This is a genomic window from Nocardioides zhouii (assembly GCF_004137345.1).
Lineage (GTDB): Bacteria > Actinomycetota > Actinomycetes > Propionibacteriales > Nocardioidaceae > Nocardioides > Nocardioides zhouii.
In genome coordinates, this window is sequence record NZ_SDWV01000028.1 from 1 (window position 1) to 26,588 (window position 26,588).

Annotated in this window: 23 protein-coding genes; 17 read left to right on the top strand and 6 right to left on the bottom strand. The window is 71.3% G+C overall.

Translation table 11 applies throughout. The features are described 5' to 3' along the window. Positions 1–77 precede the first annotated feature (77 nt). Positions 78–2,237 (top strand): hypothetical protein, encoded by a 2,160-nt coding sequence (locus EUA94_RS19860; RefSeq protein WP_129428587.1) that lies wholly within the window; start codon positions 78–80, stop codon positions 2,235–2,237. Positions 2,238–2,268: 31 nt separating this feature from the next. After that, positions 2,269–4,383, top strand: a complete 2,115-nt coding sequence (locus EUA94_RS19865) for a glycoside hydrolase family protein (protein ID WP_129428588.1) — start codon at positions 2,269–2,271, stop codon at positions 4,381–4,383. Here EUA94_RS19865 and EUA94_RS19870 read toward each other — a convergent pair. Beyond that, on the bottom strand, positions 4,380–5,384 hold the full coding sequence (locus EUA94_RS19870) for a virginiamycin B lyase family protein (protein ID WP_129428589.1): 1,005 nt from the start codon (positions 5,382–5,384) through the stop codon (positions 4,380–4,382). The two genes, EUA94_RS19865 and EUA94_RS19870, sit on opposite strands and share 4 nt — an antisense overlap. Positions 5,385–5,437: 53 nt before the next feature. Continuing rightward, complete coding sequence (locus EUA94_RS19875) at positions 5,438–6,424, bottom strand: helix-turn-helix domain-containing protein (RefSeq protein WP_129428590.1); 987 nt, start codon at positions 6,422–6,424, stop codon at positions 5,438–5,440. Positions 6,425–6,469: 45 nt separating this feature from the next. Between EUA94_RS19875 and EUA94_RS19880 the strand changes: the two genes are divergently transcribed. Genes EUA94_RS19880 through EUA94_RS19920 form a run of 9 tightly spaced genes read left to right on the top strand, consistent with a single transcriptional unit; the run spans position 6,470 to position 14,550 of the window. Then, positions 6,470–6,874, top strand: coding sequence for a YjbQ family protein (locus EUA94_RS19880; RefSeq protein WP_207210654.1), 405 nt, complete (start codon positions 6,470–6,472; stop codon positions 6,872–6,874). 4 nt (positions 6,875–6,878) lie between these two features. Further along, positions 6,879–7,406 (top strand): SRPBCC family protein, encoded by a 528-nt coding sequence (locus EUA94_RS19885; protein ID WP_129428592.1) that lies wholly within the window; start codon positions 6,879–6,881, stop codon positions 7,404–7,406. A 10-nt stretch (positions 7,407–7,416) separates the two neighbouring features. After that, positions 7,417–8,016: a GNAT family N-acetyltransferase gene (locus EUA94_RS19890; protein WP_129428593.1), complete on the top strand. Its 600-nt coding sequence runs from the start codon at positions 7,417–7,419 to the stop codon at positions 8,014–8,016. Positions 8,017–8,056: 40 nt separating this feature from the next. Then, the gene (locus tag EUA94_RS19895; protein WP_129428594.1) at positions 8,057–8,473 is read left to right on the top strand and encodes a hypothetical protein; all 417 of its coding nucleotides are present in this window, start codon (positions 8,057–8,059) and stop codon (positions 8,471–8,473) included. A gap of 35 nt (positions 8,474–8,508) precedes the next feature. Continuing rightward, on the top strand, positions 8,509–9,411 hold the full coding sequence (locus EUA94_RS19900; RefSeq protein WP_129428595.1) for an NUDIX domain-containing protein: 903 nt from the start codon (positions 8,509–8,511) through the stop codon (positions 9,409–9,411). After that, positions 9,408–10,322: an SMP-30/gluconolactonase/LRE family protein gene (locus tag EUA94_RS19905; RefSeq protein WP_129428596.1), complete on the top strand. Its 915-nt coding sequence runs from the start codon at positions 9,408–9,410 to the stop codon at positions 10,320–10,322. Before EUA94_RS19900 ends, EUA94_RS19905 begins: the two co-directional genes overlap by 4 nt. 16 nt (positions 10,323–10,338) lie before the next feature. Continuing rightward, a complete protein-coding gene (gene dxs, locus EUA94_RS19910) occupies positions 10,339–12,237 on the top strand; it encodes a 1-deoxy-D-xylulose-5-phosphate synthase (RefSeq protein WP_129428597.1) in 1,899 nt (632 codons plus the stop codon). A gap of 31 nt (positions 12,238–12,268) precedes the next feature. Beyond that, complete coding sequence (locus EUA94_RS19915; RefSeq protein WP_242495055.1) at positions 12,269–12,991, top strand: dienelactone hydrolase family protein; 723 nt, start codon at positions 12,269–12,271, stop codon at positions 12,989–12,991. A 50-nt stretch (positions 12,992–13,041) separates the two neighbouring features. Beyond that, the gene (locus EUA94_RS19920; RefSeq protein ID WP_129428598.1) at positions 13,042–14,550 is read left to right on the top strand and encodes an amino acid permease; all 1,509 of its coding nucleotides are present in this window, start codon (positions 13,042–13,044) and stop codon (positions 14,548–14,550) included. Between the two features lie 119 nt (positions 14,551–14,669). Here the strand turns inward: EUA94_RS19920 and EUA94_RS19925 are convergent, their stop codons facing one another. Then, positions 14,670–16,742, bottom strand: a complete 2,073-nt coding sequence (locus EUA94_RS19925; RefSeq protein ID WP_207210656.1) for a 3-hydroxyacyl-CoA dehydrogenase NAD-binding domain-containing protein — start codon at positions 16,740–16,742, stop codon at positions 14,670–14,672. Continuing rightward, positions 16,739–17,950 (bottom strand): thiolase family protein, encoded by a 1,212-nt coding sequence (locus EUA94_RS19930; RefSeq protein WP_129428599.1) that lies wholly within the window; start codon positions 17,948–17,950, stop codon positions 16,739–16,741. The genes EUA94_RS19925 and EUA94_RS19930 overlap by 4 nt, the downstream gene beginning before the upstream one ends. Positions 17,951–18,080: 130 nt before the next feature. Here EUA94_RS19930 and EUA94_RS19935 point away from each other — a divergent pair, with 130 nt between their 5' ends. Both EUA94_RS19935 and EUA94_RS19940 read left to right on the top strand, forming a co-directional pair. Beyond that, positions 18,081–19,034 (top strand): PAC2 family protein, encoded by a 954-nt coding sequence (locus EUA94_RS19935; RefSeq protein WP_129428600.1) that lies wholly within the window; start codon positions 18,081–18,083, stop codon positions 19,032–19,034. Next, entirely contained in the window at positions 19,034–19,900 is an 867-nt protein-coding gene (locus EUA94_RS19940) for an acyl-CoA thioesterase (RefSeq protein ID WP_129428601.1), read from the top strand. The genes EUA94_RS19935 and EUA94_RS19940 overlap by 1 nt, the downstream gene beginning before the upstream one ends. Before the next feature lie 105 nt (positions 19,901–20,005). Here the strand turns inward: EUA94_RS19940 and EUA94_RS19945 are convergent, their stop codons facing one another. Together EUA94_RS19945 and EUA94_RS19950 are read right to left on the bottom strand one after the other, a co-directional pair. Continuing rightward, a complete protein-coding gene (locus EUA94_RS19945) occupies positions 20,006–20,890 on the bottom strand; it encodes a MaoC/PaaZ C-terminal domain-containing protein (RefSeq protein ID WP_129428602.1) in 885 nt (294 codons plus the stop codon). Next, on the bottom strand, positions 20,890–22,224 hold the full coding sequence (locus tag EUA94_RS19950) for a 3-oxoacyl-ACP reductase (protein ID WP_129428603.1): 1,335 nt from the start codon (positions 22,222–22,224) through the stop codon (positions 20,890–20,892). Before EUA94_RS19950 ends, EUA94_RS19945 begins: the two co-directional genes overlap by 1 nt. Before the next feature lie 141 nt (positions 22,225–22,365). On the opposite strand from EUA94_RS19950, the gene EUA94_RS19955 reads away from it, so the two are divergent. The 4 genes from EUA94_RS19955 (at position 22,366) to EUA94_RS19970 (ending at position 26,586) form a co-directional block, all read left to right on the top strand. Continuing rightward, entirely contained in the window at positions 22,366–23,661 is a 1,296-nt protein-coding gene (locus EUA94_RS19955) for an acetyl-CoA C-acetyltransferase (protein ID WP_129428604.1), read from the top strand. 179 nt (positions 23,662–23,840) lie between these two features. Then, positions 23,841–24,395 carry a bifunctional pyr operon transcriptional regulator/uracil phosphoribosyltransferase PyrR gene (pyrR, locus tag EUA94_RS19960; RefSeq protein ID WP_129428605.1) on the top strand — a complete coding sequence of 185 codons (555 nt, stop codon included), beginning with the start codon at positions 23,841–23,843 and terminating at the stop codon, positions 24,393–24,395. Continuing rightward, positions 24,392–25,318, top strand: coding sequence for an aspartate carbamoyltransferase catalytic subunit (locus EUA94_RS19965; protein ID WP_129428606.1), 927 nt, complete (start codon positions 24,392–24,394; stop codon positions 25,316–25,318). Before pyrR ends, EUA94_RS19965 begins: the two co-directional genes overlap by 4 nt. Further along, positions 25,318–26,586 carry a dihydroorotase gene (locus EUA94_RS19970; RefSeq protein ID WP_129428607.1) on the top strand — a complete coding sequence of 423 codons (1,269 nt, stop codon included), beginning with the start codon at positions 25,318–25,320 and terminating at the stop codon, positions 26,584–26,586. The genes EUA94_RS19965 and EUA94_RS19970 overlap by 1 nt, the downstream gene beginning before the upstream one ends. Positions 26,587–26,588 lie beyond the last annotated feature (2 nt).

Sequence of the window (26,588 nt, forward strand, 5' to 3'; positions counted from 1 at the left end):
GGGGCAGTGACCCAACGGCACCTCGGGTGCATCAGCGATCAGGTGACCGCCGACAGGAAGATGGTGCACCAGTGAGCATGGACAGGAAGACTTCGATCCTCAGCGACTATGACGCCCTGCTGTCGTCCTACTACGGCGGTGGGCCCGCCCACCGCCGGCACCGACGCAGGCGGAGCGGCTACTCGACGCAACCTGACGCCAAGCGGCCGGTTCCGACCGCCCTGTCCCTGAGCATGGACGACGGCGAGGTGCTCGTCGCGCCCGGAGGTGCGACGGACACGCCCGAGTACGTCGTGAGCTCCCCGCAGCCGGTCGGCGCGCCCCCTGCAGCGCCGGTCGAGCCTCCCGCGCGTCCGGCACTCCCCGTGTCACCGGTCGCGCCGGAGCCGACCGCGCTGCGCATCCCGGAGGCGCCCGAGACCCCCCGGCCGCCCGAGCCGGAGCTCCCGCCACTCGCGTCCGGACCCGACCGCACGGACGAGGCCTCCGGCCCGCTGAGCGAGACCGAGCTGCTCGCCGACATGCAGCGCATCCTGTCCGGTCAGGCCAGCTGGGACCCCGAGGCCCGGAAGGTGACCGACACCCCGCCACGGCGGCTGCCCTCCGACGACGCGCCGCCGGTGCCCAGCGGGCTGCCGATGTCCAGCGAGCACGCGTTCTTCGACCAGCTCGCCGCCAGCATGGAGTACGCCAATGCGTACGACCTGGGCACCCTCGAGCTGCAGCAGCAGAAGTTCGGCGACTTCGACCGGATGGCGACGCTGAAGCAACAGGCCGCTTCGCTGCCGCCCTCGGCCGCGGCGTTCAGCGTCGCCGCGCCACGCCCGGCAGCGCCCACCGCCTCTCCGTCGACGGTGCGCGACGGCGACCCGCTGGTGGGCAGCGCCGAGTTCATCCGCGACCTCGACGCGATCTCGGCTGCCCACTCGGTCCCGATGGCGTACGGCGTCGCCGACGACCCCAAGGGCCGCTGGTCGGACCTGCCCGGCTGGAACACCGCCTGCGCGCCGACGACGCTGAGCCTGAGCGACGACGACGATCCGCACAGCGTGGCGATGTACGACACCGGCGAGCGCGTCCTCGCCGCCGGGAACCTCTACCCGGACGCCCTCCGGGTGGGTGCCGCGCCGGGCGTTCTGCTCTCCTACGGGCAGGTCGTCGCGATGGGCGGGGACCTGGTCAGCGCGCCCGAGACGATGATGTCGATGCCGGCGGCCGACCTGCTGAGGTTGAAGTCGCTCGTCGAGCGCAGCACGAAGTACTACGAGGGGAAGAAGTCAGACAAGCGCCTCGACGTCTCGAACTCGGAGTGGGACGACGCCACGCACGGCCAGTACCTCGTGCTCGCGGACAAGAACGACGACCACTTCGCGCCGCACACGCTGCCGCTGCCGTTCGCGCCGAACAACCCCCACACGAACCACAAGGCCGCCTGGGAGTTCTTCCACGGGTCCGCGATCGAGGAGGCGCAGCGCTACTACCTCGCCAACCCGTCGGGCACGTTCCCCGAGCAGGCACTCATCCGCAACGCGTTCGCCGACCACTTCCTGACCGACGCTTTCTCCGCCGGGCACCTGTTCAACAAGGAAGTGCTCAAGTCGATGTTCCGGCAGAACTTCTATCTCGGGGCCGCCCTCAACCCCGGCGGCGAGAGGTTCTTCGAGCGGATGGCCAAGAAGGCGTTCGTCGGTGAGGTGGCCCAGAAGTTCAGCGCCCTCGAGACGGCCGACTACCCGGTGTGCGTGTGGGGCCTGTGCCTCAAGTGGCACCCGGACATCAACTCCGCCGACCGGTTCGCCTCGTTGCTCAAGGCGGCGGCCACCCAGCAGCCCGACAAGATCTCCAACCTCGTCGTCAAGGCGCTGCACGACGACCTCAACGAGCGCGGCTACATGGTGAGCAACGCGGCGGGCAGGAGCTGGCACCTCAAGGGCGACGGGCACCTGACGGCCGAGACCAAGGCGATCATGCAGGTCGCGGTCGGGGAGTCGGCGGCCACGATCACCGACCCGGCCATCCGGGTCAGCGGGATCGACGTGGCTGCGCTCCACGCCAAGGTGTGGCGTCACACGCCCCAACCGACGCCGGCGTCCGTCAAGGACATCGTCCGGTTGGCGCACGAGTACACCAACACCGACTCCGACCGGTTGGTGAACGCTGCCGCGGAGATCCTCTCCGGCAACGTCAACAGCCTGATCAAGGAGCTCCTCGACCAGAAGAAGCTCAAGAAGGCCTGAGGGGCTCGTCCAGCTCGTCCAGGAGGACGTCATGACCCAGAACCGTTTTGTCGAGATGCACAACTACCTGAGGTGCGCCCCGCCACCGGGTCGCGGCGCCAGCCGGCCGGTGCTGAGCAGGCCCCACGGCTACGCGAGCGCCCAGAGCGTGTCCCGGTCGATGGCGGCGACCGACCGGGCACTCGTGGTCCTGTTGGACAACGGGGGAGTGGACCTCGGCCTGCCCGCCCTCGTCGACAAGATCCTCGACGCGCTGCCCGGGTCGAGCATGATCCCGAGCTCGGTCAAGCGGGACATCGTCTCTGCGGTGGAGCGCAAGCTCAGGGAGGTGACCGACAACCTGCTGGAGAGCGCCGAGCTGGCACTCGCCAGGTACGAGAAGGCCAAACCCGGTCAGTATGCGGACGTGACGGTGCTGCGGAACAGCGCGTCCCTGGCCGACGACATGAAGGCGAAGCTCTTCGCCCTCGGGCGGGCCGGGAAGATCATCGACGTCTACGTCCTGACCCACGGGAGCGACAAGTCCATCGCGATCAACGACGGCGGTGCCGACATCACCGACACGACGATCCGAGGGTGGAAGACGGAGTACGGCTCGGCGTTGCCCCTGCGGAGCGTCTACATGATGAACTGCGAGGCGTCGACGCTGAACCAGGCCTGGCTCGACGCCGGGGCGAAGGTCGTGTCCGGATCGGTCGGCCTCAACGTGCTGCCCGAGCCGACGACGTACTTCTTCTGGAACAACTGGAAGGACGGCCAGGGCTTCGACACCGCGATCACGGGTGCGTACACCCGGACCGTCGGCCTGATGAACGCCGCCGTCCGGGCCGTGGTCGGTGCCGTCCCCGTCGTCGGCGACCAGCTGGCCGCAAGCATCGACGTGGGCACCATCGCGGCCATCAAGTCGAGTGCCCCCGTGGTCAAGGGGGAGGGCTCGCTCACCATCAGCTCCGACGCCCTCACCTTCGCCACGTCGCTCGGGCACACGTCGATGGTCACCGTCGTCGTCCCGATGTCCGACGTCTCCCAGCTCGGCAGCCGGTCGAGCGGGGCCGCGCGCAGCGTCTCCCGGGCAGGGATGGAGCTCATCCGACAGTGGGAGCAGGGCGCGGACGTGGAGCAACGTGTGGCGGCTGCCCTGCGGACGCTGGACGAGACCGCGTCCGTCTCCCTCAACCAGAACCAGGTCGACGCGCTGGCGTGCTTCATCTGCGGCATCGGGGAGGATCCATTCCGCCGCTCGACGCTGCTGCGGATGCTGCGGGACGGCGCCCACGGCCAGGTCCCCGCGGAGATGAAGAAGTGGGTCCAGGCCCGTCGCGGTGCGGACATCGTCCAGCTCGACGAGCTGCTCCGCCGTCGTCAGGCAGAGGCCGACCTGTACGCCCGACCGCCCGGTGTGCCGTCCGATGACGCGGTGCCGGCGCTGGCGAAGTCCGTGTACGAGAGCGGCGGCACGCTCGCGGTGCCGATGACGGCGTACTCGTATGCGCAGAACCCCCTCGCGGGGATCGCGATCGCGGACGCCATCCAGATCGGGCTCGGCAGCGCGTCCATCGCCCAGAGCGCGCTCCAGGCCGGGGGCGGTGGCCTCGACTTCACCTACCAGCAGGTCGAGCGGCTGCTGACGACGCAGGCCAGGCTCCAGATGCCAGGTGCGGCGGCGACCAAGCAGTCGTACAAGCACCGGTTCCTCAGCCTGGACGCGATGAAGCCGGGGATGGCCAACGCGGACCTAGTGGTCACGTGGGAGGGCAATGCCTTCGGGGAGATCTCCACCGTCGTGATGAAGAAGGACCTCGCGACCTCCACGGACTGGACCAAGGCGGAGGGCAAGGTCACGGTCATCAAGGTCAGCCCGATCCCGGCTGCGGGGACGGACCCGCGGACCTGGCCGATCACCTACCGCTACGAGGGGTCCTTCGACCCGGTCGGCAACGGCAAGTGGGAGTTCGAGGGCGAGTTCGAGATCAACGCGTTCGGTGGGTTCAAGGTCAACAACCACAGCGTCGTCTCGCGCTCGCTGAGCGACTTCCTCAAGGCGCACGACAAGGAGTCCTACGTGAAGCGGGGCGTGAACCACATCCCCGCTGTGCCGCCCCTTCCGCCGGAGCAGCTGGACTACCTCCGCAAGAACGCCCCCTAGGGCAGGGGCACGCGGTAGACCCGGTCGGCCTTGAAGGACGACACCCAGGCCTCGCCGCCGGCGACGGCCAGGTCGAGGTTGGCGCTGTCGTAGAGCGCGGTCTCCTCGCCCAGCAGCACGTCGTCGGTGACCTCGCCGGAGGCGGGATCGATCGACACCAGCCGCGGACCTTCCTCGGCCACCACGAGGAGCCGGCCGCCCTCGGCGACGACCGAGTCGGGCAGGCCCTCGACCGGGATCCGTGACGTGCGCTCGAGCGTCACCGGGTCGAGCGAGACCACCTCGTCGGAGAAGGTGCACGCGACCCAGAGCTGTCCGGCCGCCTCCGCCATCCCCTGCGGGCCGCTGCACACCTTCGCGGAACGGCGTACGTCGAGGGTGCGGGGATCGACGCGCAGCACCCGATCGTCGGCAAAGGCGGCGACGTAGACGGCCGTCCGGCCGGCGTGGGGGAGCCGCGCGCCCACGCCGATGTCAGTCCGGGACGTCACCTCCGCCGATCCGGGGTCGACCCGGACGAGCGTGCCGGAGTCCTGCTCGACGAACCAGACGGAGCCGAAGCCGGCGGTGACGCCCTCGGGTCCGGCTCCGGTCGGGAGCGTGTCGGTGACCGTGCCGGTGGCGGTGTCGATGCGCAGCAGCTGCTCGCCGCGGAACGACGTGACCCAGAGTGCGCCGTCGACGGCGACGGCACGGAGCGGAGTGCCGGGCACGTCGACCGTCAGGTCGGGCTCGTCCGCGCCGACCGGGATCCGCCCCACGGCGTCGTCACCGCTCAGCACGACCCACACGGCGGCGTCCCCGTCGGCCGCGAGGCCTATCGGAGCGGTCCCGACCTCGACGAAGGGCGCGATCTCCGTCTCGGACGTCGCGGGTGTCGTCGGCTCGGCCGTCCGCGACGCCGTGTCTGGATCCGGCTCCGGCAACGGTTCCGTGCCGCCGCAGGCACCGAGGCCGGCCAGCAGGACCAGGGCAGCCACCGAGCCGGGGAGTCGCGCCATGGACCGAAGGCTAGGCCCGCAAGAGCAAGGTGTCGAGATATTTCGACACTGGGTTAGACGTGCGGGAACGCGCGGGCCGCGTGGGCGAGGTCGTCGAAGCCGGCCGGCCGCAGTGCGTAGAGGTTGGCCTCGCCCGCCAGGACCTCGATCTCGATCAGGCCCGACGACCGCAGCAGCGCGAGGTGGTGCAGCAGTGTGGTGCGGGGGCTGTCCAGGGACTCGCAGAGCTCGGGCAGCGTCCGGGGGGAGAGCCGGAGGGTGTGGAGCAGCCGGATCCGGGTGTCGTCCCCGAGGGCTCGGCCCAGCTCGCGCAGCCTGGCGCCGGCGTCGTCGGGACCGTCCTCCGCGAGCGGCGGGTGGAGGATCACGCTGCGTTCGGCCTCGTCGACGACGACCAGGATCGGCGCGACGCCGGGCGAGCTCACCAGCACCACGTCCGCCAGGACGCCGGACCCGTAGGCGACCCCGGGAGCGACCTCGGCCAGCAGCGCCTCGGGTCCCACCTCCTCGAGGCGGCGGCGCATCCGGGGCAGGGGAGTGGCGCGCGGCTCGTGGGGCAGCCGGTCGATCACGGAGAGGCACGTACGCCGGATGGTGGCGGCGTCCGCGCTCAGCAACCAGGGCGACACCTGGAGCAAAGTGTCGCCGAGCGCGCGGCGCCAGGTCGTACGCGCTGCGCGGTCCCCGCCCACCGCGGCGGCGATGGTCGCGTCGTCGAGACGCGACCGCAGCTGGTGGCGGCGGGCACCGGTCAGGACGAGACGGAGCTCGTCGGGGTCCGACCCGTCCACCCACTCCCGCAGCGCATCGACCGTCCACGCGGCACGCGTCCCGGTGAGGGGGCCGGCCAGGTTGATCCAGCCGAACCGGCCGAAGCGGGCGACGTCGCGCACGAGGTCGCTGCCGCCGGCGGCCCTCGCGGCGGCGTACGACGCAGGCCCGCGCTCGAAGACCCCGCGCCAGTCGGCATCGGCGACCGAGACCGCCGACATCAGCAGCTCGATGCCGGAGCCCGCCCCCAGCCGTACGCGGATCGACATGCGCCCATCCTGCACGAGGAGGGACGCGGCGCTAGCGTGGCGCGCATGCACAGCGAGACCCGCACCTATCGCACCGGCGGCGACGAGGTGGTGCTCGACCTGACCGCCGACGCGGCCGACTTCGTCGCCGATCGCGGTGACGGCCTGCTGCACGTCTTCGTGCCCCACGCCACGGCGGGTCTCGCGATCGTCGAGACGGGCGCGGGGTCGGACGACGACCTGCTCGCCGCGCTCGCCGACCTGTTGCCCGCCGACGACCGGTGGCGGCACCGCCACGGCTCGCCGGGGCACGGTCGCTCGCACGTGATGCCGGCGATCGTGCCGCCGCACTGCACGGTGCCGGTGCTGGCGGGTCGGCTCGCGCTCGGCACCTGGCAGAGCATCTGCCTCGTTGACCTCAACGTCGACAACGACCGGCGCGAGGTCCGCTGGTCCTTCCTGGAGGGATGACCCGGTGGACCGGGCGCGCGCCACCGGCGCGGAGCGGCACGCCCCGCTGCCCGGCGACGAGCTCGTGGCAGCCGATGTCGTGATGGACCGCGCGTTCGACCTGCCTGCGCCGCCCGACGAGGTCTGGCCGTGGCTCGTCCAGCTGGGCAAGCGTCGCGCGGGGTGGTACCTGCCCGGGTCCGTCGAGCGGCTCGTGCCGCGGTCGCGCCGGGCCCTGCGGCGCATCGAGCCCCGGTGGCTGGACCACGAGGTCGGCGACGTGATCCCGGACTGGGGTGGGTCCGACGCGACCTTCACGCTGGCTGCGATCGAGGAACCGCGGACGCTGGTCTACACCTCTCGACGCGGGCGCACCGACCTCACCTGGTGCCTGCACCTGGCGCCGATCGGGACCACTGGCACCCGCGTGCACCTGCGGCTGCGGCTCGGACCGGTCCGCCACCAGCGGCTGGCCGGCACGGTCGGCGGGGCCTTCGACGCGCTCACGATCATCGGTCTCGCGGCCGGGCTCCGCGAACGCGTCGGGCGCTAGCGTGGTGTCGATGAGCCAGCAGCCAGACGTCGAGATCCGGTCCGCCTCCGCAGCCGACACGGCCGGCATCGATGCCGTGATCCGAGCCGCGTTCGGGGCCGCCGACCCCGCCCACGGCGACCAGGTCGGGGACCTGTGGTCCGACGTCCGCGCGGGGGAGCACCTGCTGGCGGAACGGGTGGCCGTCGTCGAGGGCGAGGTCGTCGGCCACGTCGGGATCAGCCACTGCTGGATCGACGCGAGGCGTGAGCTGGTCGCGGCCTGCATGCTGTCGCCGCTGAGCACGTCGCCCGCACACCAGGAGCGGGGGATCGGCACGGCCCTCGTGGCCGCAGCGATCCACGCGGCCCGCGGACTCGGCCGGCCGGCCCTATTCCTCGAGGGCAGTCCGTCGTTCTACTCCGCCCGCTGCTTCGAGCCGGCGGCGACGTACGGCATCGAGGCGCCGACGACTCGGGTGCCGCCACCGGCGTTCCAGGTCGTTCCCTTCGCCCTCGAGGAGTGGATGACGGGTCGGGTGGTCTATCCCGAGGTGTGGTGGCGGCACGACTCGACCGGGCTGCGCGACCCCGACCTGGCCGACGTCGAGGCGGCGCTCGGGCTGGCCTGAACCCTGTCACAAACGAACAGGTGTTCGATAGAGTGGCTACGTGTTCCCCACCCCCCAGCCCCGGCAGCGCCCCACGCCACCGCAGGGCCACCGGGGCGTCGCGCCGCCGGGCTGGCCGCGCCAGGTGCGCCCGCCCGATGCACCCGACTGGGAGGTGACCGCGGCGAGCTGGCTGCTGGACCAGTGCCCGCCGGACTACCGCCGGTTCTCCGGCCTGCGCCGGCACGTCGTCGTGCTGGCGAGGTTCGCGGTGCTGCACGTCGAGGCGCAGCAGCTGGCCACCCGGCGCGGACTGAGCGAGATCCGGGGCGACCTCAGGGACGTGGCCGACGAGGCGGTCGTGACGGCGGCGGTGCAGACCTTCCAGCTCGAGGACGCCCGCCTGCTCGGCGTACGCCGCGAGGTCGGCCTGGTCGAGGACGCGCTGCGCGGGCGGCGCTACCGGGTGCGGATGTGAGCTCCGACCTCGTGGGATGTGGCTAGGGTCGGCGGATGCAGCCAGCGAGCGGGAGCGCCGTCCGCACCGACTTCGTCCAGGTGACCCTGATCGATCCACGCGGGCGGGTGCTGATGCAGGAGCGCGACGAGCACGCGCCGGTGTGGCCGGACATGTGGTGCTTCCCCGGCGGTGGCCTCGAGGACGGCGAGGAGCCGGCCGCGGGCGCCGTACGCGAGCTTGCCGAGGAGACCGGTGTCGTCCTCGCGCCGGAGGACCTGACCGACCTCGGGCAGTTCGAGCTGGTCACCGACGACCACGGCACCTTCCACTTCCACGCGTACGTGGCGCGGACCGCCCTCAGCGACCGCGACGTGGAGTGCCACGAGGGCCGCCAGATGGTCTTCGTCGACGCGGACCCGCTGCCCGACCTCGACCTCGTGCGGTCGACCGCGATGGTGGCACCGGTGCTCCGCGCGTGGACCGCGGCGCACCCGTTCGTGCCCGCAGCCGACCAGCACCGCTTCTCCGGCGTCATCCTGGTCGACCGGAGGGGCTGGATCCTCCTGCAGGAGCGCGACGAGCACCCGCGCATCGACCCCGAGAAGTGGGGCCTCGCCGGAGGCCACGTCGATCCGGGCGAGGAGTTCGAGCCCGCGGCCCACCGCGAGCTCGAGGAGGAGACCGGCGTACGCCTCCCACCCGGCGACCTCACGTTCTTCGGCGAGTTCGTCGTCGACCACCGCGAGGCCTACGGCACCTGGGACCTGATGCAGGTCTACGTCGCCGCGACCGACCTGACCGACAGCGACATCGACTGCCGCGAGGGCCGACAGATCGTGTTCGTCGACCCGGACGTCGCGCGCGGACTGGACCTGACAGCCGGTACGACCGACATCGTCCCCGCCTTCCTCGACTCACCGACCTACACCGCACTCACACGCCAGGAGCGAGCATGACCTTCACCGTGCACCCCGTCCCGTCGATGGGCGCCGAGGACGTGCTCGTCGGCCCCGACGGCATCGTCTGGACGGGCACCGAGGACGGTGCGATCTGGGCGATCGACGCGGCGACCGGCAGCGCCCGGCGCGTGGCCGACACGGGCGGTCGCCCGCTCGGCCTCGAGCTCCTGGACGGCGGTGACCTGCTGGTGTGCGACGCCAGGCGCGGCCTGCTGCGGGTCGACCCCCGCTCGGGCGCGGTCGAGGTGCTGCTCGACCGGCTCGAGGGCCGCCCGATGAGGTTCTGCAACAACGCCGCCGTCGCCGCGGACGGGACGATCTGGTTCTCGGACTCCTCCCGTCACTACGGCATCGAGCAGTGGAAGGACGACTTCATCCAGGACACCCGCACCGGCCGCCTTGCGCGGCGCGATCCCGACGGCACGGTCACGGTCGTGCTCGACGGCCTGGCCTTCGCCAACGGGGTGGCCCTGGCCCAGGACGAGTCGTTCGTGTGCGTCGCCGAGACCCGCGCGCGCACCGTCGTACGCCTCTGGCTGACCGGGCCGCGCGCCGGTGAGCGCGACCATCTCGCGCAGGACCTGCCGGGCTATCCGGACAACATCAGCCGCGGCAGCGACGGGCTCATCTGGGTGACGATCGGCAGCCCGCTCGACGGGCTCGTCGAGCGCCTCGGCTCCGCCCCGCTGGCGCTCCGCAAGCTGGTCACCAGGATCCCCGAGCGCCTGCAACCCGCACCGAAGCGCACGATCCGTGCGCAGGCGTACGACCTCGACGGCCGGCTGGTGCACGACGTCGACATCGACCACCCCGGCTTCCACATGGTCACCGGCGTGCGGGAGCACGACGGGCAGGTCTGGCTGGGCAGCCTCCACGAGCCTGCGGTGGCCGTCCACGACCTGGCATGAAATAGACTCGGTCGACATGGCACTCCTCGACTCGATCTCCTCCCCGCGCGACCTCCGCGGGCTGTCGGAGGAGCAGCTGGCCGAGCTGGCCGCCGAGATCCGCGACGTGATGATCCGCACCGTCGCCACGAACTCCGGGCACCTCGGCCCCAACCTCGGCGTGGTCGAGCTGACCCTCGCGATCCACCGCGTCTTCGAGTCCCCGCGCGACCGGGTCGTCTTCGACACCGGCCACCAGTCGTACGTCCACAAGCTCGTCACCGGCCGGCACCCGCGCTTCGACACGCTCCGCAAGGAGGGCGGCGTCAGCGGCTACCCCAGCCAGGCCGAGTCCGACCACGACATCGTGGAGAACTCCCACGCGTCCACATCGCTGTCCTACGCCGACGGGCTCGCCAAGGCGTACGCCATCCGCGGCGACGACCGCCACGTCGTGGCCGTGATCGGTGATGGCGCGCTGACCGGCGGGATGGCGTGGGAGGCGCTCAACAACATCGCGATCGCCCGGTCGAGCCGGCTCGTGATCGTGGTCAACGACAACGAGCGGTCCTACACGCCCACGATCGGCGGCCTCGCGACCGCGCTCACGGCGCTGCGCACCAACCCGCGCTACGAGCAGGTCCTCGACCTGGTCAAGAAGCGGCTCAACGCGGTGCCGGGCGTCGGCCACGCGGCGTACGACGCGCTCCACGCGGTCAAGAAGGGCATGAAGGACGCGCTCGCGCCGCAGGGCCTCTTCGAGGACCTCGGCCTCAAGTACGTCGGGCCGGTCGACGGCCACGACCGCGCGGCGATGGAGCAGGCGCTGGCGCAGGCCAAGCGCTTCGGCGGGCCGGTCATCGTCCACGCCATCACCCGCAAGGGCCAGGGCTACGACCCGGCCCTGCGCCACGAGGCCGACCAGTTCCACGCGCCCGGTCCCTTCGACGTGCAGACCGGTGCGGAGAAGCCCAAGGGCAAGATCTGGACCGACCACTTCTCCGAGGCGATCGTCGACCTGGGCGCCCGTCGCACCGACGTCGTGGCGATCACCGCCGCGATGATGCACCCCGTCGGCCTCGACGTCTTCGCGCAGAAGTACCCCGAGCGCACCTTCGACGTCGGCATCGCCGAGCAGCACGCCGTGACGTCGGCAGCCGGCCTCGCGATGGGTGGGCTCCACCCGGTCTTCGCGGTGTACGCCACCTTCCTCAACCGGGCCTTCGACCAGGTGCTGATGGACGTCGCGTTGCACAAGTGCGGCGTCACCTTCGTCCTGGACCGCTCCGGGGTCACCGGCGACGACGGCGCCAGCCACAACGGCATGTGGGACATGTCGATCCTCCAGGTGGTGCCGGGCCTGCGGCTGGCGGCGCCGCGCGACGTCACCCGCCTCCGCGAGCTCCTCGACGAGGCCGTCGAGGTCGACGACGCACCCACCGTGGTGCGCTTCCCCAAGGGCCCGCCCCCGGCGGACGTGCCGGCGATCGATCGCGCCGGCGGCGCTGACGTGCTGGTCCGCGAGGGTGACCACGACGTGCTCATCGTCGCCGTCGGCTCGATGGCCACGACGGCTGTCGAGGTCGCCGAGCGGCTGACCGCGCAGGGCATCGGCGTGACCGTGGTCGACCCCCGATGGGTCAAGCCGGTCGACCCGGCGATCGTCGAGCTGGCGCGCAGGCACCGCCTGGTCGTCAGCGTCGAGGACAACGGCCGCGTCGGCGGCTGCGGTGCGGTGCTGCTCCAGACCCTCAACGACGCCGGGGTGCACACGCCGTTCCGCCTCCACGGGATCCCGCAGGAGTTCCTCGACCACGCGAAGCGCGACGCGATCCTCACCCGCATCGGCCTGACCGCCGAGACACTGGCGCGCGGGATCGTCGAGGACTTCTCGGCCCTGTCGGACGGCGACACGCGCTCCGCGTCGGTGGGCTGACGCCGCGGTCGTACGCCGCTAGGTTGGCGACGTGACGAGCACTCGACTGACGGTCCCGACCTCCGGCGGCGCGATGCCCGCCCACCTGTGGCTCCCAGCGTCGGGCTCCGGTCCGGGAGTCCTGCTGCTGCAGGAGATCTTCGGCATCAGCCCCTACATCGAGCGGCGCGCCCAGGACCTCGCCGACCTCGGCTACGTCGTGGTCGCGCCCGAGATCTGGTGGCGGCAGGGCGTCTCGCGTGTCGCGGAAGGTCCCGACGCCATGGACATCGCCTTCGGTCTCCTCAACGACGTGGACTGGGCGGCGGCCGTGGGAGACAGCATCGCCGGCCTCGACGTCCTCCGGCAGCGCGACGAGGTGACGGGTGGGGTCGGAGTCATGGGCTTCTGCTTCGGGGGCGGGCTCGCCTTCGACGTGGCAGCCCGGACCCAGGTCGATGCACTCGTCAGCTACTACGGCTCCGCACTGCCCGACCTGCTCGGCGTCGTCGAGGCCGACCCGCGCGTGACGGTCGTCGGCCCCGAGGCGGTCACCGCTCCGTCGCTGCACCAGTTCGGCATGACCGACCAGTTCCTCACCAGGCCGGTCGTGGAGCAGATCCAGGGCCTCCTCGAGCCGCTGCCCAACGTCACGTGGCACGGCTACGAGACGGCCGACCACGCCTTCGACAACCCCGACTTCTTCCTCTACGACGCCGAGGCCTCGCGTCTCGCGTGGGAGCGTACGTCCGCCTGGCTCGCCGCCACGCTCTGAACCCGCACCCCGGCTCGACGTACGCCGCGTGCCGGTTCTAGGTTGCTGGGATGAGCGTCTTCCGCACGAAGTCAGTCGAGCAGTCGATCGCCGAGACCGAGGAGCCCGAGCATCGCCTGAAGAAGAACCTGGGCGCGCTCGACCTCACCATCTTCGGCGTCGGCGTCATCATCGGGGCCGGGATCTTCGTCTACACCGGGCTGGTCGCCGCGACGAACGCCGGCCCGGCCATCGCGCTGTCGTTCCTCGTCGCCGGACTGGCGTGCGCTCTCGCGGCCCTCTGCTACGCCGAGTTCGCCTCGACGGTCCCGGTCGCCGGCAGCGCGTACACGTTCTCCTACGCCACCTTCGGCGAGCTGATCGCCTGGATCATCGGCTGGGACCTGGTGCTGGAGTTCACCGTCGGCGCGTCCGCGCTCGCCGCCGGGTTCTCGGGCTACCTCCAGAACGTCCTCGAGGGCACGCCGCTCGAGATCCCCGCGTCGCTCGCCTCGGCCAGCGACGGGATCGTCAACCTGCCCGCTGTGGTGATCTCGCTGCTCGTCGCCGCCGTGCTGATCGGTGGCATCAAGCTGTCGAGCCGGATCAACCAGGTCATCGTCGCGATCAAGCTGACGGTCGTCGGCCTCGTCATCGTGATGGGCATCGGCTACATCAAGACCGCCAACTACACGCCGTTCATCCCGCCGAGCCAGCCCTCCGGCGGCGGCGAGGCGTCATTCTGGAAGTCGCCGCTGATCACGTCGATCTTCGGCATGGAACCGGCGGTCTTCGGCATCGGCGGCGTGATCGCGGGAGCAGCGATCGTCTTCTTCGCCTTCATCGGCTTCGACGTGGTCGCGACGACCGCGGAGGAGACGAAGAACCCGCAGCGCGACGTGCCCATCGGCATCCTCGGCTCGCTCGCGATCGTGACCGTGCTCTACATCGCCGTCTGCTTCGTCATCACCGGCATGCAGTCCTACGACACCATCGACCCCAATGACCCGGCGCCCCTCGCCACCGCCTTCGACAAGGCGGGGGTCGAGTGGATCGCCAACATCATCGCCGTCGGCGCGACGATCGGACTGACCGTCGTGGTGCTGATCCTGATGATGGGGCAGACCCGCGTTGCCTTCGCCATGGCGCGCGACGGCCTGCTGCCGACGTCGCTGGCCAAGGTGCACCCCACCTTCGGCACGCCCTACCGGCTCACGGCCATCACCGGCGTCGGCGTCGCGCTCCTGTCGGGCTTCGTCGACTTCGCCACCCTGGGCGACCTGGTCAGCATCGGCACCCTGTTCGCCTTCATGCTGGTCAGCGTGGGTGTGCTCGTCCTGCGTCGTACGCGTCCCGAGCTGCCACGCGCCTTCCGTACGCCCGCCGCACCGGTCGTCGCGACGCTCTCGGTGCTGCTCTGCTTCTACCTGATGCTGAACCTGATCGGCGAGACCTGGGTGCGGTTCGGGGTCTGGATGCTGATCGGCCTGGTCGTCTACTTCGCCTACGGCCGCTCCCACAGCCGGCTCGGGCGGGGCGAGTACGACAAGCACATCCCGGTCGGCGACCGGGCGATCTGACGCTCGCGGGTCTGCTTCGCCCATGTCGCGATCCCCGGGTACCCGGGGAAACTGGAGCCTCACCCCCGAAGTTTCGGGGGTGAGGCTCCAGTTTGGGACGTGAACCTCGGGCGCAGCGGTCAGTGGAAGCGGCGGCCGGTCGCCTTCTCCGAGATGCCCTGGACATCGAGCATGAAGGTCAGGCCTCCGTTCCAGAACGAGAAGCCGGCGCCGGTGATCATCGCCAGGTCGATGTCCTGGGGAGCCGCGACGACGCCCTCGTCCAGCATCAGGCGCGCTTCCTCGGCGAGCCCGGCGAGGGTCTTCTCGCGGACCTCCTCAGCGGTGAGCACCACCGGCGACGTCGGCTTCTCCAGCAGCGCCTCGACCTCAGGGTCGAGCGACCCGTCCGGGCCGTAGTAGCTGGTCTTGCGAGCCGCGACCATCCGCTCGAGGGCGGGGGAGACGTAGAAGCGGTCGGGGAACGCACCCTTGAGCGCCTCGTTGTTGTGCAGCGCGATCGCCGGTCCGACGAGCGAGAGCAGCACGAACGGCGGCATCGGCGCGATGCCGGCGAACGCGTTGTCGGCCACCTGGACCGGCGTGCCCTCGTCGACGATGCGGCCGACCTCGCTCATGAAGCGGCCGAGCAGTCGGTTCACGATGAACGACGGGCTGTCCTTGACCAGGATGCTCGTCTTCTTGAGCGTGCGACTGGTCGCGAACGCCGTCGCCAGGGTCGCGTCGTCGGTCTGCTCGCCCGTGACGATCTCCAGCAGCGGCATCACCGCGACCGGGTTGAAGAAGTGGAAGCCCACGACCCGCTCCGGGTGCTGGAGGTCGGCGGCCATCTCGGTGATCGACAGCGACGACGTGTTGGTCGCCAGCACGCACTCGGCCGAGACGACCTTCTCCACGTCGGCGAAGACGGTCTTCTTCACCGACATCTCCTCGAAGACGGCCTCAATCACGAAGTCGGCGTCGCCGAAGGCGACCTGCTTGTCGGTCTCGCCCGACACCAGCGCCTTGTGGCGGTTGGCCTTGTCCTGGTTGATCCTGCCCTTGGCGAGCAGCTTGTCGATCTCGGCGTGCACGTAGCCCACGCCCTTGTCGGCGCGCTCCTGGTCGAGGTCGGTGAGCACGACGGGGACCTCGAGGCGGCGTACGAAGAGCAGCGCCAGCTGGCTGGCCATCAGGCCCGCGCCCACGATGCCGACTTTGGTGACCGGTCGCGCGAGCGCCTTGTCCGGAGCACCGGCGGGCCGCTTGGCCCGCTTCTGCACGAGGTCGAAGGAGTAAAGGGAGGCGAGCAGCGCGGCCGTCTGCGACAGCGCGTGCAGCGCGTCGTCCTCGGCCGCGAAGCCCGTGTCACGGTCGGTGTCGCGTGCTGCGGCGATCAGCTCGACGGCCTTCGTCGCGGCCGGCGAGCCGCCACCGGTCCGAGCGGCGACGATGCCCTCGGCACGTACGACGGCTGCGTCCCACGCCTCGCCGCGGTCCACCTCGGGCCGCTCGACGACGACGTCGCCCCGCAGCACGGAGGCGGCCCAGAGCAGCGACTGCTCCAGGAAGTCGGCTCCGTTGAACACCGCGTCGGCGAGCCCGAGGTCGTACGCCGCCTGCCCGCCGAGGGTCTTGCCCTGGTTGAGCGGGTTCTCGAGGATCAGGGTGACGGCCTTGTCGGCGCCGACGAGGTTGGGCACGAGCCATGCGCCGCCCCAGCCGGGGACGAGGCCGAGCATCACCTCGGGCAGCCCGAGCGCGGGCGCGGAGTCCATGACGGTGCGGTAGGTGCAGTGCAGCGCCACCTCGAGCCCTCCACCGAGCGCGAGGCCGTTGACCAGGCCGAACGACGGCTTGCCGCCCTCGCCCAGCTTGCGGAAGACCGCGTGGCCGAGCTCGGCCACGATGCGTACGGCGTCGGGGCCACCGCCCTGGATGGACGTGAGGTCGGCGCCCGCAGCGAGGATGAACGGCTTGCCGGTGACCGCGATCGCGTCGATCGTCTCGTCGGCCAAGGCCGCGTCGATCGCCGTGTTCAGGGACAGCAGCCCGGCCGGGCCGAACGTGTTGGGCCTGGTGTGGTCCTCGCCGTTGTCGAGGGTGATCAGCCCGATCGTGGCGCCGGGGAGGCTGACGCGGCGCAGGTGGGCCTGTGTCACACGCTCGCCGCCCGCGACGATCGCCTGCGCGCGCTCAAAGATGGTGCTCACTTGGTCTCTCCGTCCGAGGTGCCGGTCCAGTGGGGGTTCTCCCAGATCACGGTGCCGCCCATGCCGATGCCGATGCACATGGTGGTGAGGCCGTAGCGGACCTCGGGGCGCTCCTCGAACGCGGCCGCGAGCTGGTTCATCAGGCGTACGCCGGACGAGGCCAGCGGGTGGCCCATCGCGATCGCGCCGCCGTAGGGGTTCACCCGGGCGTCGTCGTCGGCGATGCCGTAGTGCTCGAGGAACGCCAGCACCTGCACGGCGAACGCCTCGTTGACCTCGAAGGCCCCGATGTCGTCGATCGTCAGGCCGGCGAGGCGCAGCGCCTTCTCCGTGGCGGGGATCGGGCCCGCACCCATCACCTCGGGCTCGACCCCCACGAAGGCGTAGGTGACCAGGCGCATCTTGACCGGCAGGCCGAGCTCGCGGGCGGTCTCCTCGTCGGCGAGCAGCGCGGCGGTGGCGCCGTCGTTGATGCCGGCGGCGTTGCCCGCGGTCACGTTGCCGTGCGAGCGGAACGGCGTCTTGAGGCCGGCGAGCGACTCCATGGTCGTCTCGGGGCGCATCGGCTCGTCGAGCGTGGCCAGGCCCCAGCCGGCCTCGGCCGAGCGGGTCGCGACGGGCACCAGGTCGGGCTGGATCTTGCCGGCGTCGTACGCCGCCTTGGTCTTCTGCTGGCTGCGGACGGCGTACGCGTCGACCCGCTGCTTGGTGATCGTGGGGTAACGGTCGTGCAGGTTCTCGGCCGTCTTGCCCATCACGAGCGCGTCAGGGTTGACGATCCGCTCGGACAGGATGCGCGGGTTGGGGTCGACGCCCTCGCCCATCGGGTGGCGGCCCATGTGCTCGACGCCGCCGGCGATCGCGACGTCGTACGCCCCGAAGGCGATGCCCGACGCGACGTTGGTCACCGCGGTCATCGCGCCGGCGCACATGCGGTCGATGGAGTAGCCAGGGACGCTCTGCGGCAGTCCGGCCAGCAGCGCGGCGGTGCGCCCGAGGGTGAGGCCCTGGTCGCCGATCTGGGTCGTGGCCGCGAGGGCGACCTCGTCGATGCGCTCGGGCGGCAGCGACGGGTTGCGGCGCATCAGGTCGGTGATGCACTTGATGACGAGATCATCGGCACGGGTCTCGGCGTACTGGCCCTTGGCCTTGCCGAACGGTGTGCGCACGCCGTCGACGAAGACGACCTCACGCTGGGGACGGGGCACGGACACTCCTGGGCTGGCGGTGACGGGACGCCGTCAGGTTACCCCTCGGTAACAACGCCTGCCCAGCACCGCCGGTGTGTGTCGGGTCACTGGTGGCCGGGTCCTCGAGATCAGTCACTAGGGTTGAGGCATGGCCGACAGACTCGTGCACATCGTCGACGACGCCGAGGTACTGGCGGAGGCCGGTGACCTGACGCTCGTCAGTGTGCTCACCGGATTCCTCGACGCGGGCAAGTCCGCCGAGCTCGCCGCGAACCACCTCGCCGGGGGCTCCGACGGCGGCGGCAAGGTCGTGGCCACCTTCGACGTCGACGCGCTGCACGACTACCGCGCCCGCCGCCCGCCGATGACGTTCGTACGCGACCACTACACCGACTACGAGGCACCGCGGCTGGTGGTGCGCGCGCTTCGCGACGCCGGCGGCACTCCGTACCTGCTGCTGACCGGACCCGAGCCCGACATCCGGTGGGAGGCCTTCGCGCGGGCCGTGCGCGAGGTGGTCGAGCACTTCGGCGTCTCGCGGGTCGTCAGCCTCGGTGCCGTGCCGATGGCCGTGCCGCACACCCGTCCGATCGCGATCACGCCCCACGCCAACCGGCCCGAGCTGGTCCCCGGCGAGAGCCCGTGGCAGGGCGAGCTGCGGGTCCCGGCGAGCGCCCAGGCGCTGCTCGAGATCCGGCTGGGGGAGTGGGGTCACGACGCGCTCGGCTTCGTCGCCCACATCCCGCACTACCTCGCGCAGATGGAGTACCCCCAGGCCGCGCTGGTGCTGCTCGAGCACCTCGAGATCGGCGCCCGGCTCACCATCGACCTGGGTGAGCTCCGCGAGGCCGCGGAGATCACGGAGACCGAGGTCGACCGCTATCTCTCCTCCCACGACGAGGTCGGCGACGTCGTACGCGGACTGGAGCAGCAGTACGACTCCTTCCGCGAGGCCGAGGCCGCGGGCACGTCGCTGCTCGCCAGCGACGGCACCCTGCCCACGGGCGAAGAGATCGGCCGCGATTTCGAGGCGTTCCTCGCCGAGCTCGACGACCAGTCCAAGGACGGCGACGACTCGGGCGCCGGCTGGGACGGCCGCTGATGGCCGGGTCGGCCGCTGAGCTCGTCACGCTGCTCGAGCTCGAGCAGCTGGAGGTCGACCTGTTCCGGGGCGCGCAGGCGCGTACGGAGCGGCAGCGCGTGTTCGGGGGCCAGGTGGCCGCGCAGGCCGTGGTGGCCGCCACCCGCAGCGTCGAGGGCGAGTTCGTCCTCCACTCGCTGCACTCCTACTTCCTCCGGCCAGGCGACACCACGGTGCCGATCGTGTACGACGTCGAGCGCATCCGCGACGGGCGGAGCTTCGCAACACGACGGGTGTCCGCCCGCCAGCACGGCCGTCCGATCTACTACATGACCGCCAACTTCCAGATCCCCGAGCCGGGCCTCGAGCACCAGGACCAGATGCCCGACGTGGTGGGTCCCGAGCACGGCATGCCGCTGGTCGAGCTGGCCCGCGAGCGCGGACCCGAGGCGGCCGAGCACTGGGAGCGCGAGTGGGCGGCGCTCGACATCCGCCACGTCGGCGTGACCGGCCGCGGCATCCCCGACGACCCCGAGCACCCGGCGCGCGCCCGGCTCTGGATCAAGGTCGACGGCACCCTGTCGGACGACCCGACGGTCCAGACCGCGGCGTTCACCTATGCCAGCGACCTGACGCTGCTCGGCGCGGCACTCGTGCCGCACGGCATCCACATCGCCTCGCCGCGCCTGCAGCCGGCCTCGCTCGACCACACCATCTGGTTCCACCGGCCGTTCCGCGTCGACGACTGGTGGCTCTACGACCAGTTCTCCCCGTTTGCGGGTGGCGGTCGCGGTCTGGCGCTCGCGCGGGTCTTCTCCCGTACGGGCGAGCTGGTCGCGACGGTGGCCCAGGAGGGCCTCATCCGGGTGCGCGAACCCCGCCCCTAGCGCGAGCGCGGCGTGTAGTTCAACGCATTTATCGCCTCGACCCAGATATCTGAGGACGTGGTGAACGGATCTCGGGGTCGATCCCGTCCATAACGTCCTCAGGTATCACGGGGTCGACGTACGTCCGACCAGGTGCGGCGAGCCGTCCTTGGGGCTGGTCAGCGCGAATGTCCAGCCGGCGTCGCCCTGGCGCGCCGCGAAGGCGACCGTGCCGGGGAGGAAGACCGGCTTCTTGAAGGCGACCTCGACGGTCACCGCCTCGGGCAGCCGGTTCTCGATCGCGGCGATCGAGCGCGCCTTGGTCCACATGCCGTGGGCGATCTGGCGCGGGAAGCCGAGCGCCTTGGCCGTCAGCGGGTAGAGGTGGATCGGGTTGGCGTCCCCCGACACCGAGGCGTACGTGCGCCCGAGGTTGGCGGGCAGCCGCCACTCGACGCCACCGGACGGCGGGTCGGTGATCACCAGGCCGACGGCGGCGTCGCCGTCGACGGTGCGGCCGCGGCGCAGGTAGGTCGACGTCGACTCCCACACGATGTCGGTGCCGGCGGCGACAGTGGTGACGAAGTCGAGCAGCACGCCCTTGGCGTGGGGTCGCGCTGCCCCGACCTCGGTCACGACGTCGAGCACCTCGCCGACGCCGATCGCGCGGTGCGCGGTGATCGTGTTCTCGACGTGCACCATGCCGATCGCGGGATAGGGGAAGCCCGGGTCGCTCATGATCGCCATGTGCAGCGGGAACGCCAGCATGTGCGGATAGGTGAGGGGGACGACGTCCTTGCGGGGGAAGCCGCACACGGCCGCGTACGCATCGACGCGGGGCCGCTCGGCGACCACACCCTCGCGGCGGAAGGCGAGCCCGGTGAAGTCGGCCGCCGATCCCTTGCGTACACCGGGCAGCTGGTTGAGACCGGGCACCACGGGCAGGGCTGCGCGCACCAGCGTGCTGAGCCCACCGGGCTCGCCGTCGAGGACCTTCGGAGTCGTGGCCATCAGGCGCCCAGCATCATCTGACCGCAGACGCGCACGACGTTGCCGTTGACCGCGCCCGAGCCGGCACTGGCGAACCAGGCGATGGTCTCGGCCACGTCGACCGGCAGGCCGCCCTGCGACATCGCGTTGAGGCGCTGGCCGACCTCACGGGTCGCGAACGGAACGGCCGCGGTCATCTGGGTGATGATGAACCCGGGTGCTACCGCGTTGACGGTGATGCCGTCGGTGAGCTCGTCGCGCAGGCTCTCGACCAGGCCGATGACGCCGGCCTTCGAGGTCGCGTAGTTCGTCTGGCCGACGTTGCCGGCGATGCCGGCGATCGACGCGACGCCGATGACGCGGCCGCCGGTGTTGATCACGCCGGCATCGAGGAGCTCGCGGGTGATCAGCTCGGGCGCGGTGAGGTTGACCGCGATGACGCTGCTCCAGCGGTCCTCGGCCATGTTGGCGAGCTTCTTGTCGCGGGTGATGCCGGCGTTGTGCACGACCACGTCGACGCCGCCGTGGTGCTCGCGGAGGTGGTGGGCGATGCGCTGCGGCGCGTCCATGGCGGTGATGTCGAGGACGAGGTGGTCGCCCTCGAGCTCGGCCATGAGGGTCTGGAGCTCGCTCGCGGCCTGCGGCACGTCGACGCCGACGACGGTCGCGCCGTCGCGGTGCAGCACCCGGGCGATCTCCTCGCCGATGCCGCGGCTGGCGCCGGTGACGAGGGCGATCTTCCCGGCGAGGGGCCGGGTCCAGTCGTCGACCTGGTCGGTCGAGGTCGAGCCGTGCGCGCCGATGCGGACGACTTGGCCCGAGACGTACGCCGACTTGGGGGAGAGGAGGAACGCGAGGGTCGAGCTGATCGCACCGTCGGCGGCCGGCGCGACGTACACGAGCTGGACGGCCCCGCCGCGGCCGATCTCCTTGCCGAGCGAGCGGGTGAAGCCCTCGAGCGCGCGCTGCGCGACCCGCTCGGAGCCCGACGTCAGCTCCGGCGGCGTACCGATGACGACGACCCGCGGGCAGGTGTCGAGGCGGCGCATGAGGGGCGTGAAGAACTCCTGCAGCGCGCTCAGACCGGCGGTGTCGACGATGCCGGTGGCGTCGAGGACGAGGGCCTTGGCGCGGCCGCCGTCGGCGAGGGACGTGGTCGAGGCGATGCCGAGCCCGTCGAGCGTGGTGGGCAGCACCTCGGCGAGGCGTCCGGTGCCGCCGAGCACCACGACGCCGTCGACCAGCGGCGCGCCGTCGGTCCAGCGCTCGAGCTCGGTCGGGTTGGGGAGGCCGAGGTTCTTGACGAACAGCTGGCCGATCGAGGTGGACACGAAGCCCTGGTAGCGGTCGCTCATGGTGACGGGGATCCCTCTTCGACGGATGGTCGGAAATCTGGCGGTGATGGATGTAACTCACTGTGCAACTGCGAGTCCACATTTCGTGACGTGCCCCTCACCCCGTTGGCGCGGGGCACCCCACCCGGCAAGGATAGGAACATGCAGCCCACCACCCGTCCCGTCGCCGTCATCGGCGGCAACCGCATCCCGTTCGCCCGGTCCAACTCGGTGTACGCCGGGGTCTCCAACCAGGAGATGCTCACCGCGGCGATCGACGGCCTCGCGGACCGCTTCGACCTCCAGGGCGAGCGCCTCGGCGAGGTCGTCGCCGGCGCCGTGCTCAAGCACTCGCGCGACTTCAACCTCACCCGCGAGTCGGTGCTCGGCTCGAAGCTCGCGCCCGAGACGCCTGCCACCGACATCCAGCAGGCCTGCGGCACCGGGCTGCAGGCGGCCATCCAGGTGGCCAACAAGATCGCGCTGGGCGTCATCGACGTCGGCGTCGCCGGTGGCACCGACACCACGTCCGACGCTCCCGTGGCGATCAGCGACAAGCTCCGCAAGAAGCTGATGAAGGTGAACTCGGCCAAGGACACCGCCAGCCGGCTCAAGGCGCTGGGCGCCATCCGGCCCGGCGACATCGGCCTCGACATCCCGCAGAACGGCGAGCCCCGTACGCGCCTCTCGATGGGCGAGCACGCGGCCCTCACGGCGCTGGAGTGGCGGATCACCCGCGAGGCGCAGGACGAGCTGGCCGCGCGGTCGCACCACAACCTCGCCCGGTCCTACGACGAGGGCTTCCACGACGACCTGATCACGCCGTTCCGCGGCGTCGAGCGCGACAACAACATGCGCCCGGACTCGTCGGTCGAGAAGCTCGCCACCCTCAAGCCGGTCTTCGGCAAGGGAGCCGCGGCGACGATGACCGCAGGCAACAGCACGCCGCTCTCCGACGGCGCCTCCGCGGTGCTGCTCTCGAGCGACGAGTGGGCCGAGGAGCGCGGCCTGCCCGTGCTGGCACACCTCGTCGACGCCGAGACCGCAGCCGTCGACTACGTCAACGGTCACGAGGGCCTCCTGATGGCTCCGGCGTACGCGGTTCCGCGGATGCTGGCGCGCAACGGGCTGACGCTGCAGGACTTCGACTACTACGAGATCCACGAGGCGTTCGCCTCGCAGGTGCTCTCGACCCTCGCCGCCTGGGAGGACCCGGTGTTCTGCCGGGAGCGCCTCGGCCTCGACGCGCCGCTGGGCACGATCGACCGCGACAAGCTCAACGTCAACGGCTCCTCGCTCGCCGCCGCGCACCCGTTCGCCGCCACCGGCGGCCGGATCGTCCCCGTCGCCGCCAAGCTGCTCGCTCAGAAGGCTGAGTCGACCGGCAAGGGGGGCCGTGCCCTGATCACCATCTGCGCCGCCGGCGGCCAGGGAGTCGTGGCGATCCTCGAGCGCTGACCGGGCGCTTCGTGCCCGTCTCGGCGGCTGACCGGGCACTTCGTTCCGCATGACGGGCACGAAGTGCCCGGTCGATCTGCCTGACCGGCACGAAGCGCCCGGTCACCTGTAGGGTCTGCGTCGATCGACATCCTTTAACGAGCCGTCCCGTGAGGCGGAGAAGGAGGTCCGGCGAGCAGATGGCTGACCCTGACACCGACCCGACGAGGTCGGACCGCACCGTCCTCGACGCCCGTGACATCTCCCGGGCGCTGACCCGGATCTCCCACGAGCTGCTCGAGCGCAACAAGGGCGCCACCGACCTGGTGCTGCTCGGCCTCCACACCCGCGGGGTACCGCTCGCGCGGCGCATCGCGGACAAGATCGCCGCCGTCGAGGGCGCTCCCGTCGCGGTGGGCGAGCTCGACGTCACGATGTACCGCGACGATCTCCGCTCGCAGCCGACCCGGCGCGCGCACAAGACCGCGCTCCCGCCCGGCGGCATCGATCGCAAGGTGGTCGTGCTCGTCGACGACGTGCTCTTCTCCGGACGCACCATCCGCGCCGCGCTGGACGCGCTCGCCGACCTCGGCCGCCCCTCCGCCGTACGCCTCGCGGTCCTGGTCGACCGCGGCCACCGCGAGCTCCCGATCCGCGCCGACCACGTCGGCAAGAACCTGCCCAGCGCCCTCGCCGAGCGCGTGAGCGTACGGCTTGCCGAGATCGACGGCACCGACGAGGTGACGATCTCGTGAAGCACCTGCTGTCCATCGACGACCTCTCGGTCGACGAGATCGAGTCCCTGTTCGCCACCGCCGCCGACATGCACGACGTGCAGCGCCGCGAGGTCAAGAAGCTGCCCGCGCTCCGCGGCCGCACGGTCGTGAACATGTTCTTCGAGGACTCCACCCGCACCCGCTCGTCGTTCGAGATCGCGGGGAAGTGGCTCTCCGCCGACGTGATCAACGTCAGCGCCAAGGGCTCGAGCACGTCGAAGGGCGAGAGCCTGCGCGACACCGTGCTCACCGTCTGCGCGATGGGCGTCGACGGACTCGTCATCCGCCACCCGGCCAGCGGTGCCGCGGTCCAGGTCAGCGAGTGGGTCGACGCCTCGGTGGTCAACGCCGGCGACGGCACGCATGAGCACCCCACCCAGGCACTGCTCGACGCCTACACGCTGCAGCGCCGGCTCGGCTCACTCGAGGGCCGGCACGTCGCGATCATCGGCGACCTGACCCACAGCCGGGTCTTCCGCTCCAACGTCCAGTGCCTGACCAAGCTCGGGGCCCGCGTCACCGTCGTGGCGCCCCCGACGCTGATGCCCAGCGGCATCGCCGCGTGGTCGGCCGCGGCCGGGTTCGAGACGTCGTACGACCTCGACGCCGTGCTGCCCGAGGCGGACGCCGTGATGATGCTGAGGGTGCAGCGCGAGCGGATGTCGGGCGCGTTCTTCCCCAGCGCGCGGGAGTACACCGTCGGCTACGGCCTGACCCGCAACCGGCTGGCGCTGCTCAAGCCGGACGTGCCGATCTGCCACCCCGGACCGATGAACCGCGGCCTCGAGATCGCCGCCGACGCCGCCGACGCAGCCCAGTCGGTCGTGCTGGAGCAGGTCTCCAGCGGGCTGGCGATCCGGATGGCCGTGCTCTACCACTTGCTGGCAGGAGAGGAAGCCTGATGTCTCTGGTGATCAAGGGAGCCGCGCTCCTCGGTGAGCAGGCTTGCGACCTGTACGTCGATGACAGCGGGATGTTCGTCGACTCGGCGCTGGACGGCGCCGAGACGATCGACGCCGACGGGCTGGTCGCCCTGCCCGGGCTCGTGGACCTGCACACCCACCTGCGCGAGCCCGGCCGCGAGGACGCCGAGACCGTGCTCACCGGGTCGCAGGCAGCCGCACTCGGCGGCTACACCGCGATCCTGGCGATGGCCAACACCTCGCCCGTGACCGACACCGCCGAGGCAGCGACCCGGGTCTGGGAGCTCGGCCGCGAGGCGGGGCTGGTGCACGTGGAGCCCGTCGGCGCGGTGACTCGCGGTCTGGCCGGCGAGGAGCTCGCCGAGCTCGGTCTGATGCACCGCTCGCGCGCCGGCGTGACCGTCTTCTCCGACGACGGCAAGTGCGTCCACGACGCCCGGGTGATGCGCCGAGCGCTGGAGTACGTCAAGGCGTTCGGCGGCGTGGTGTCCCAGCACTCCCAGGACCCGTCGCTCGCCGGTCCGGCGGCCTGCTGCCACGAGGGTGAGCTCTCCGGCCGGCTCGGACTTCCCGGCTGGCCCGGCATCGCGGAGGAGGTCATCGTGGCCCGCGACGTGATGCTCGCCCGCCACACCGGCTCGCGCGTCCACGTCGCGCACGTCTCGACGGCCGGCTCCGTCGAGGTGCTCCGCTGGGCCAAGGCGCAGAAGATCGATGTCACCGCCGAGGTCACGCCGCACCACCTGCTGCTCACCACCGACCTGCTCACCGGCTACGACCCGACCTACAAGGTCAACCCGCCGCTGCGCCCGCAGGAGGACGTCGACGCCCTGCGCGAAGCGCTGCGCGACGGCACGATCGACGCGGTCGCGACCGACCACGCGCCGCACGCCCGCCACGACAAGGAGCACGCCTTCGTCGACGCGGCCTTCGGGATGGTCGGCCTCGAGACCGCACTGGGCGTCGTCCGTACGGCGCTTCCGGACCTGTCGTGGAGCGACGTCGCGCGGGTCATGTCGACGACCCCGGCCCGGATCGCGGGGCTGGCCGACCAGGGCCGACCGCTGGCCGCCGGGTCGCCCGCGCACGTCGTGCTGGTCGACCCCGATGCGGCTGTCACGGTCGACCGGGACGCGTCCGCCTCGCTGTCACGCAACAACCCCTGGCACGGCCGCGGGCTGACCTCGCGGGTCGTGCACACGGTGTACGCCGGCCGGGTGACGGTGCGCGACGGCGCCCTGGCCTGACA

What these genes read in the sequence shown, in the direction of transcription:
- EUA94_RS19970 (WP_129428607.1), top strand. Translation starts at nt 25,318, where the DNA reads ATGTCTCTGGTGATCAAGGGAGCCGCGCTCCTCGGTGAGCAGGCTTGC.
- EUA94_RS19955 (WP_129428604.1), top strand. Translation starts at nt 22,366, where the DNA reads ATGCAGCCCACCACCCGTCCCGTCGCCGTCATCGGCGGCAACCGCATC.
- EUA94_RS19870 (WP_129428589.1), bottom strand. Translation starts at nt 5,384, where the DNA reads ATGGCGCGACTCCCCGGCTCGGTGGCTGCCCTGGTCCTGCTGGCCGGC.
- EUA94_RS19940 (WP_129428601.1), top strand. Translation starts at nt 19,034, where the DNA reads ATGGCCGGGTCGGCCGCTGAGCTCGTCACGCTGCTCGAGCTCGAGCAG.
- EUA94_RS19905 (WP_129428596.1), top strand. Translation starts at nt 9,408, where the DNA reads ATGACCTTCACCGTGCACCCCGTCCCGTCGATGGGCGCCGAGGACGTG.
- pyrR (WP_129428605.1), top strand. Translation starts at nt 23,841, where the DNA reads ATGGCTGACCCTGACACCGACCCGACGAGGTCGGACCGCACCGTCCTC.
- EUA94_RS19865 (WP_129428588.1), top strand. Translation starts at nt 2,269, where the DNA reads ATGACCCAGAACCGTTTTGTCGAGATGCACAACTACCTGAGGTGCGCC.
- dxs (WP_129428597.1), top strand. Translation starts at nt 10,339, where the DNA reads ATGGCACTCCTCGACTCGATCTCCTCCCCGCGCGACCTCCGCGGGCTG.
- EUA94_RS19890 (WP_129428593.1), top strand. Translation starts at nt 7,417, where the DNA reads ATGAGCCAGCAGCCAGACGTCGAGATCCGGTCCGCCTCCGCAGCCGAC.
- EUA94_RS19945 (WP_129428602.1), bottom strand. Translation starts at nt 20,890, where the DNA reads ATGGCCACGACTCCGAAGGTCCTCGACGGCGAGCCCGGTGGGCTCAGC.
- EUA94_RS19950 (WP_129428603.1), bottom strand. Translation starts at nt 22,224, where the DNA reads ATGAGCGACCGCTACCAGGGCTTCGTGTCCACCTCGATCGGCCAGCTG.
- EUA94_RS19935 (WP_129428600.1), top strand. Translation starts at nt 18,081, where the DNA reads ATGGCCGACAGACTCGTGCACATCGTCGACGACGCCGAGGTACTGGCG.
- EUA94_RS19900 (WP_129428595.1), top strand. Translation starts at nt 8,509, where the DNA reads ATGCAGCCAGCGAGCGGGAGCGCCGTCCGCACCGACTTCGTCCAGGTG.
- EUA94_RS19860 (WP_129428587.1), top strand. Translation starts at nt 78, where the DNA reads ATGGACAGGAAGACTTCGATCCTCAGCGACTATGACGCCCTGCTGTCG.
- EUA94_RS19920 (WP_129428598.1), top strand. Translation starts at nt 13,042, where the DNA reads ATGAGCGTCTTCCGCACGAAGTCAGTCGAGCAGTCGATCGCCGAGACC.
- EUA94_RS19875 (WP_129428590.1), bottom strand. Translation starts at nt 6,424, where the DNA reads ATGTCGATCCGCGTACGGCTGGGGGCGGGCTCCGGCATCGAGCTGCTG.
- EUA94_RS19880 (WP_207210654.1), top strand. Translation starts at nt 6,470, where the DNA reads ATGCACAGCGAGACCCGCACCTATCGCACCGGCGGCGACGAGGTGGTG.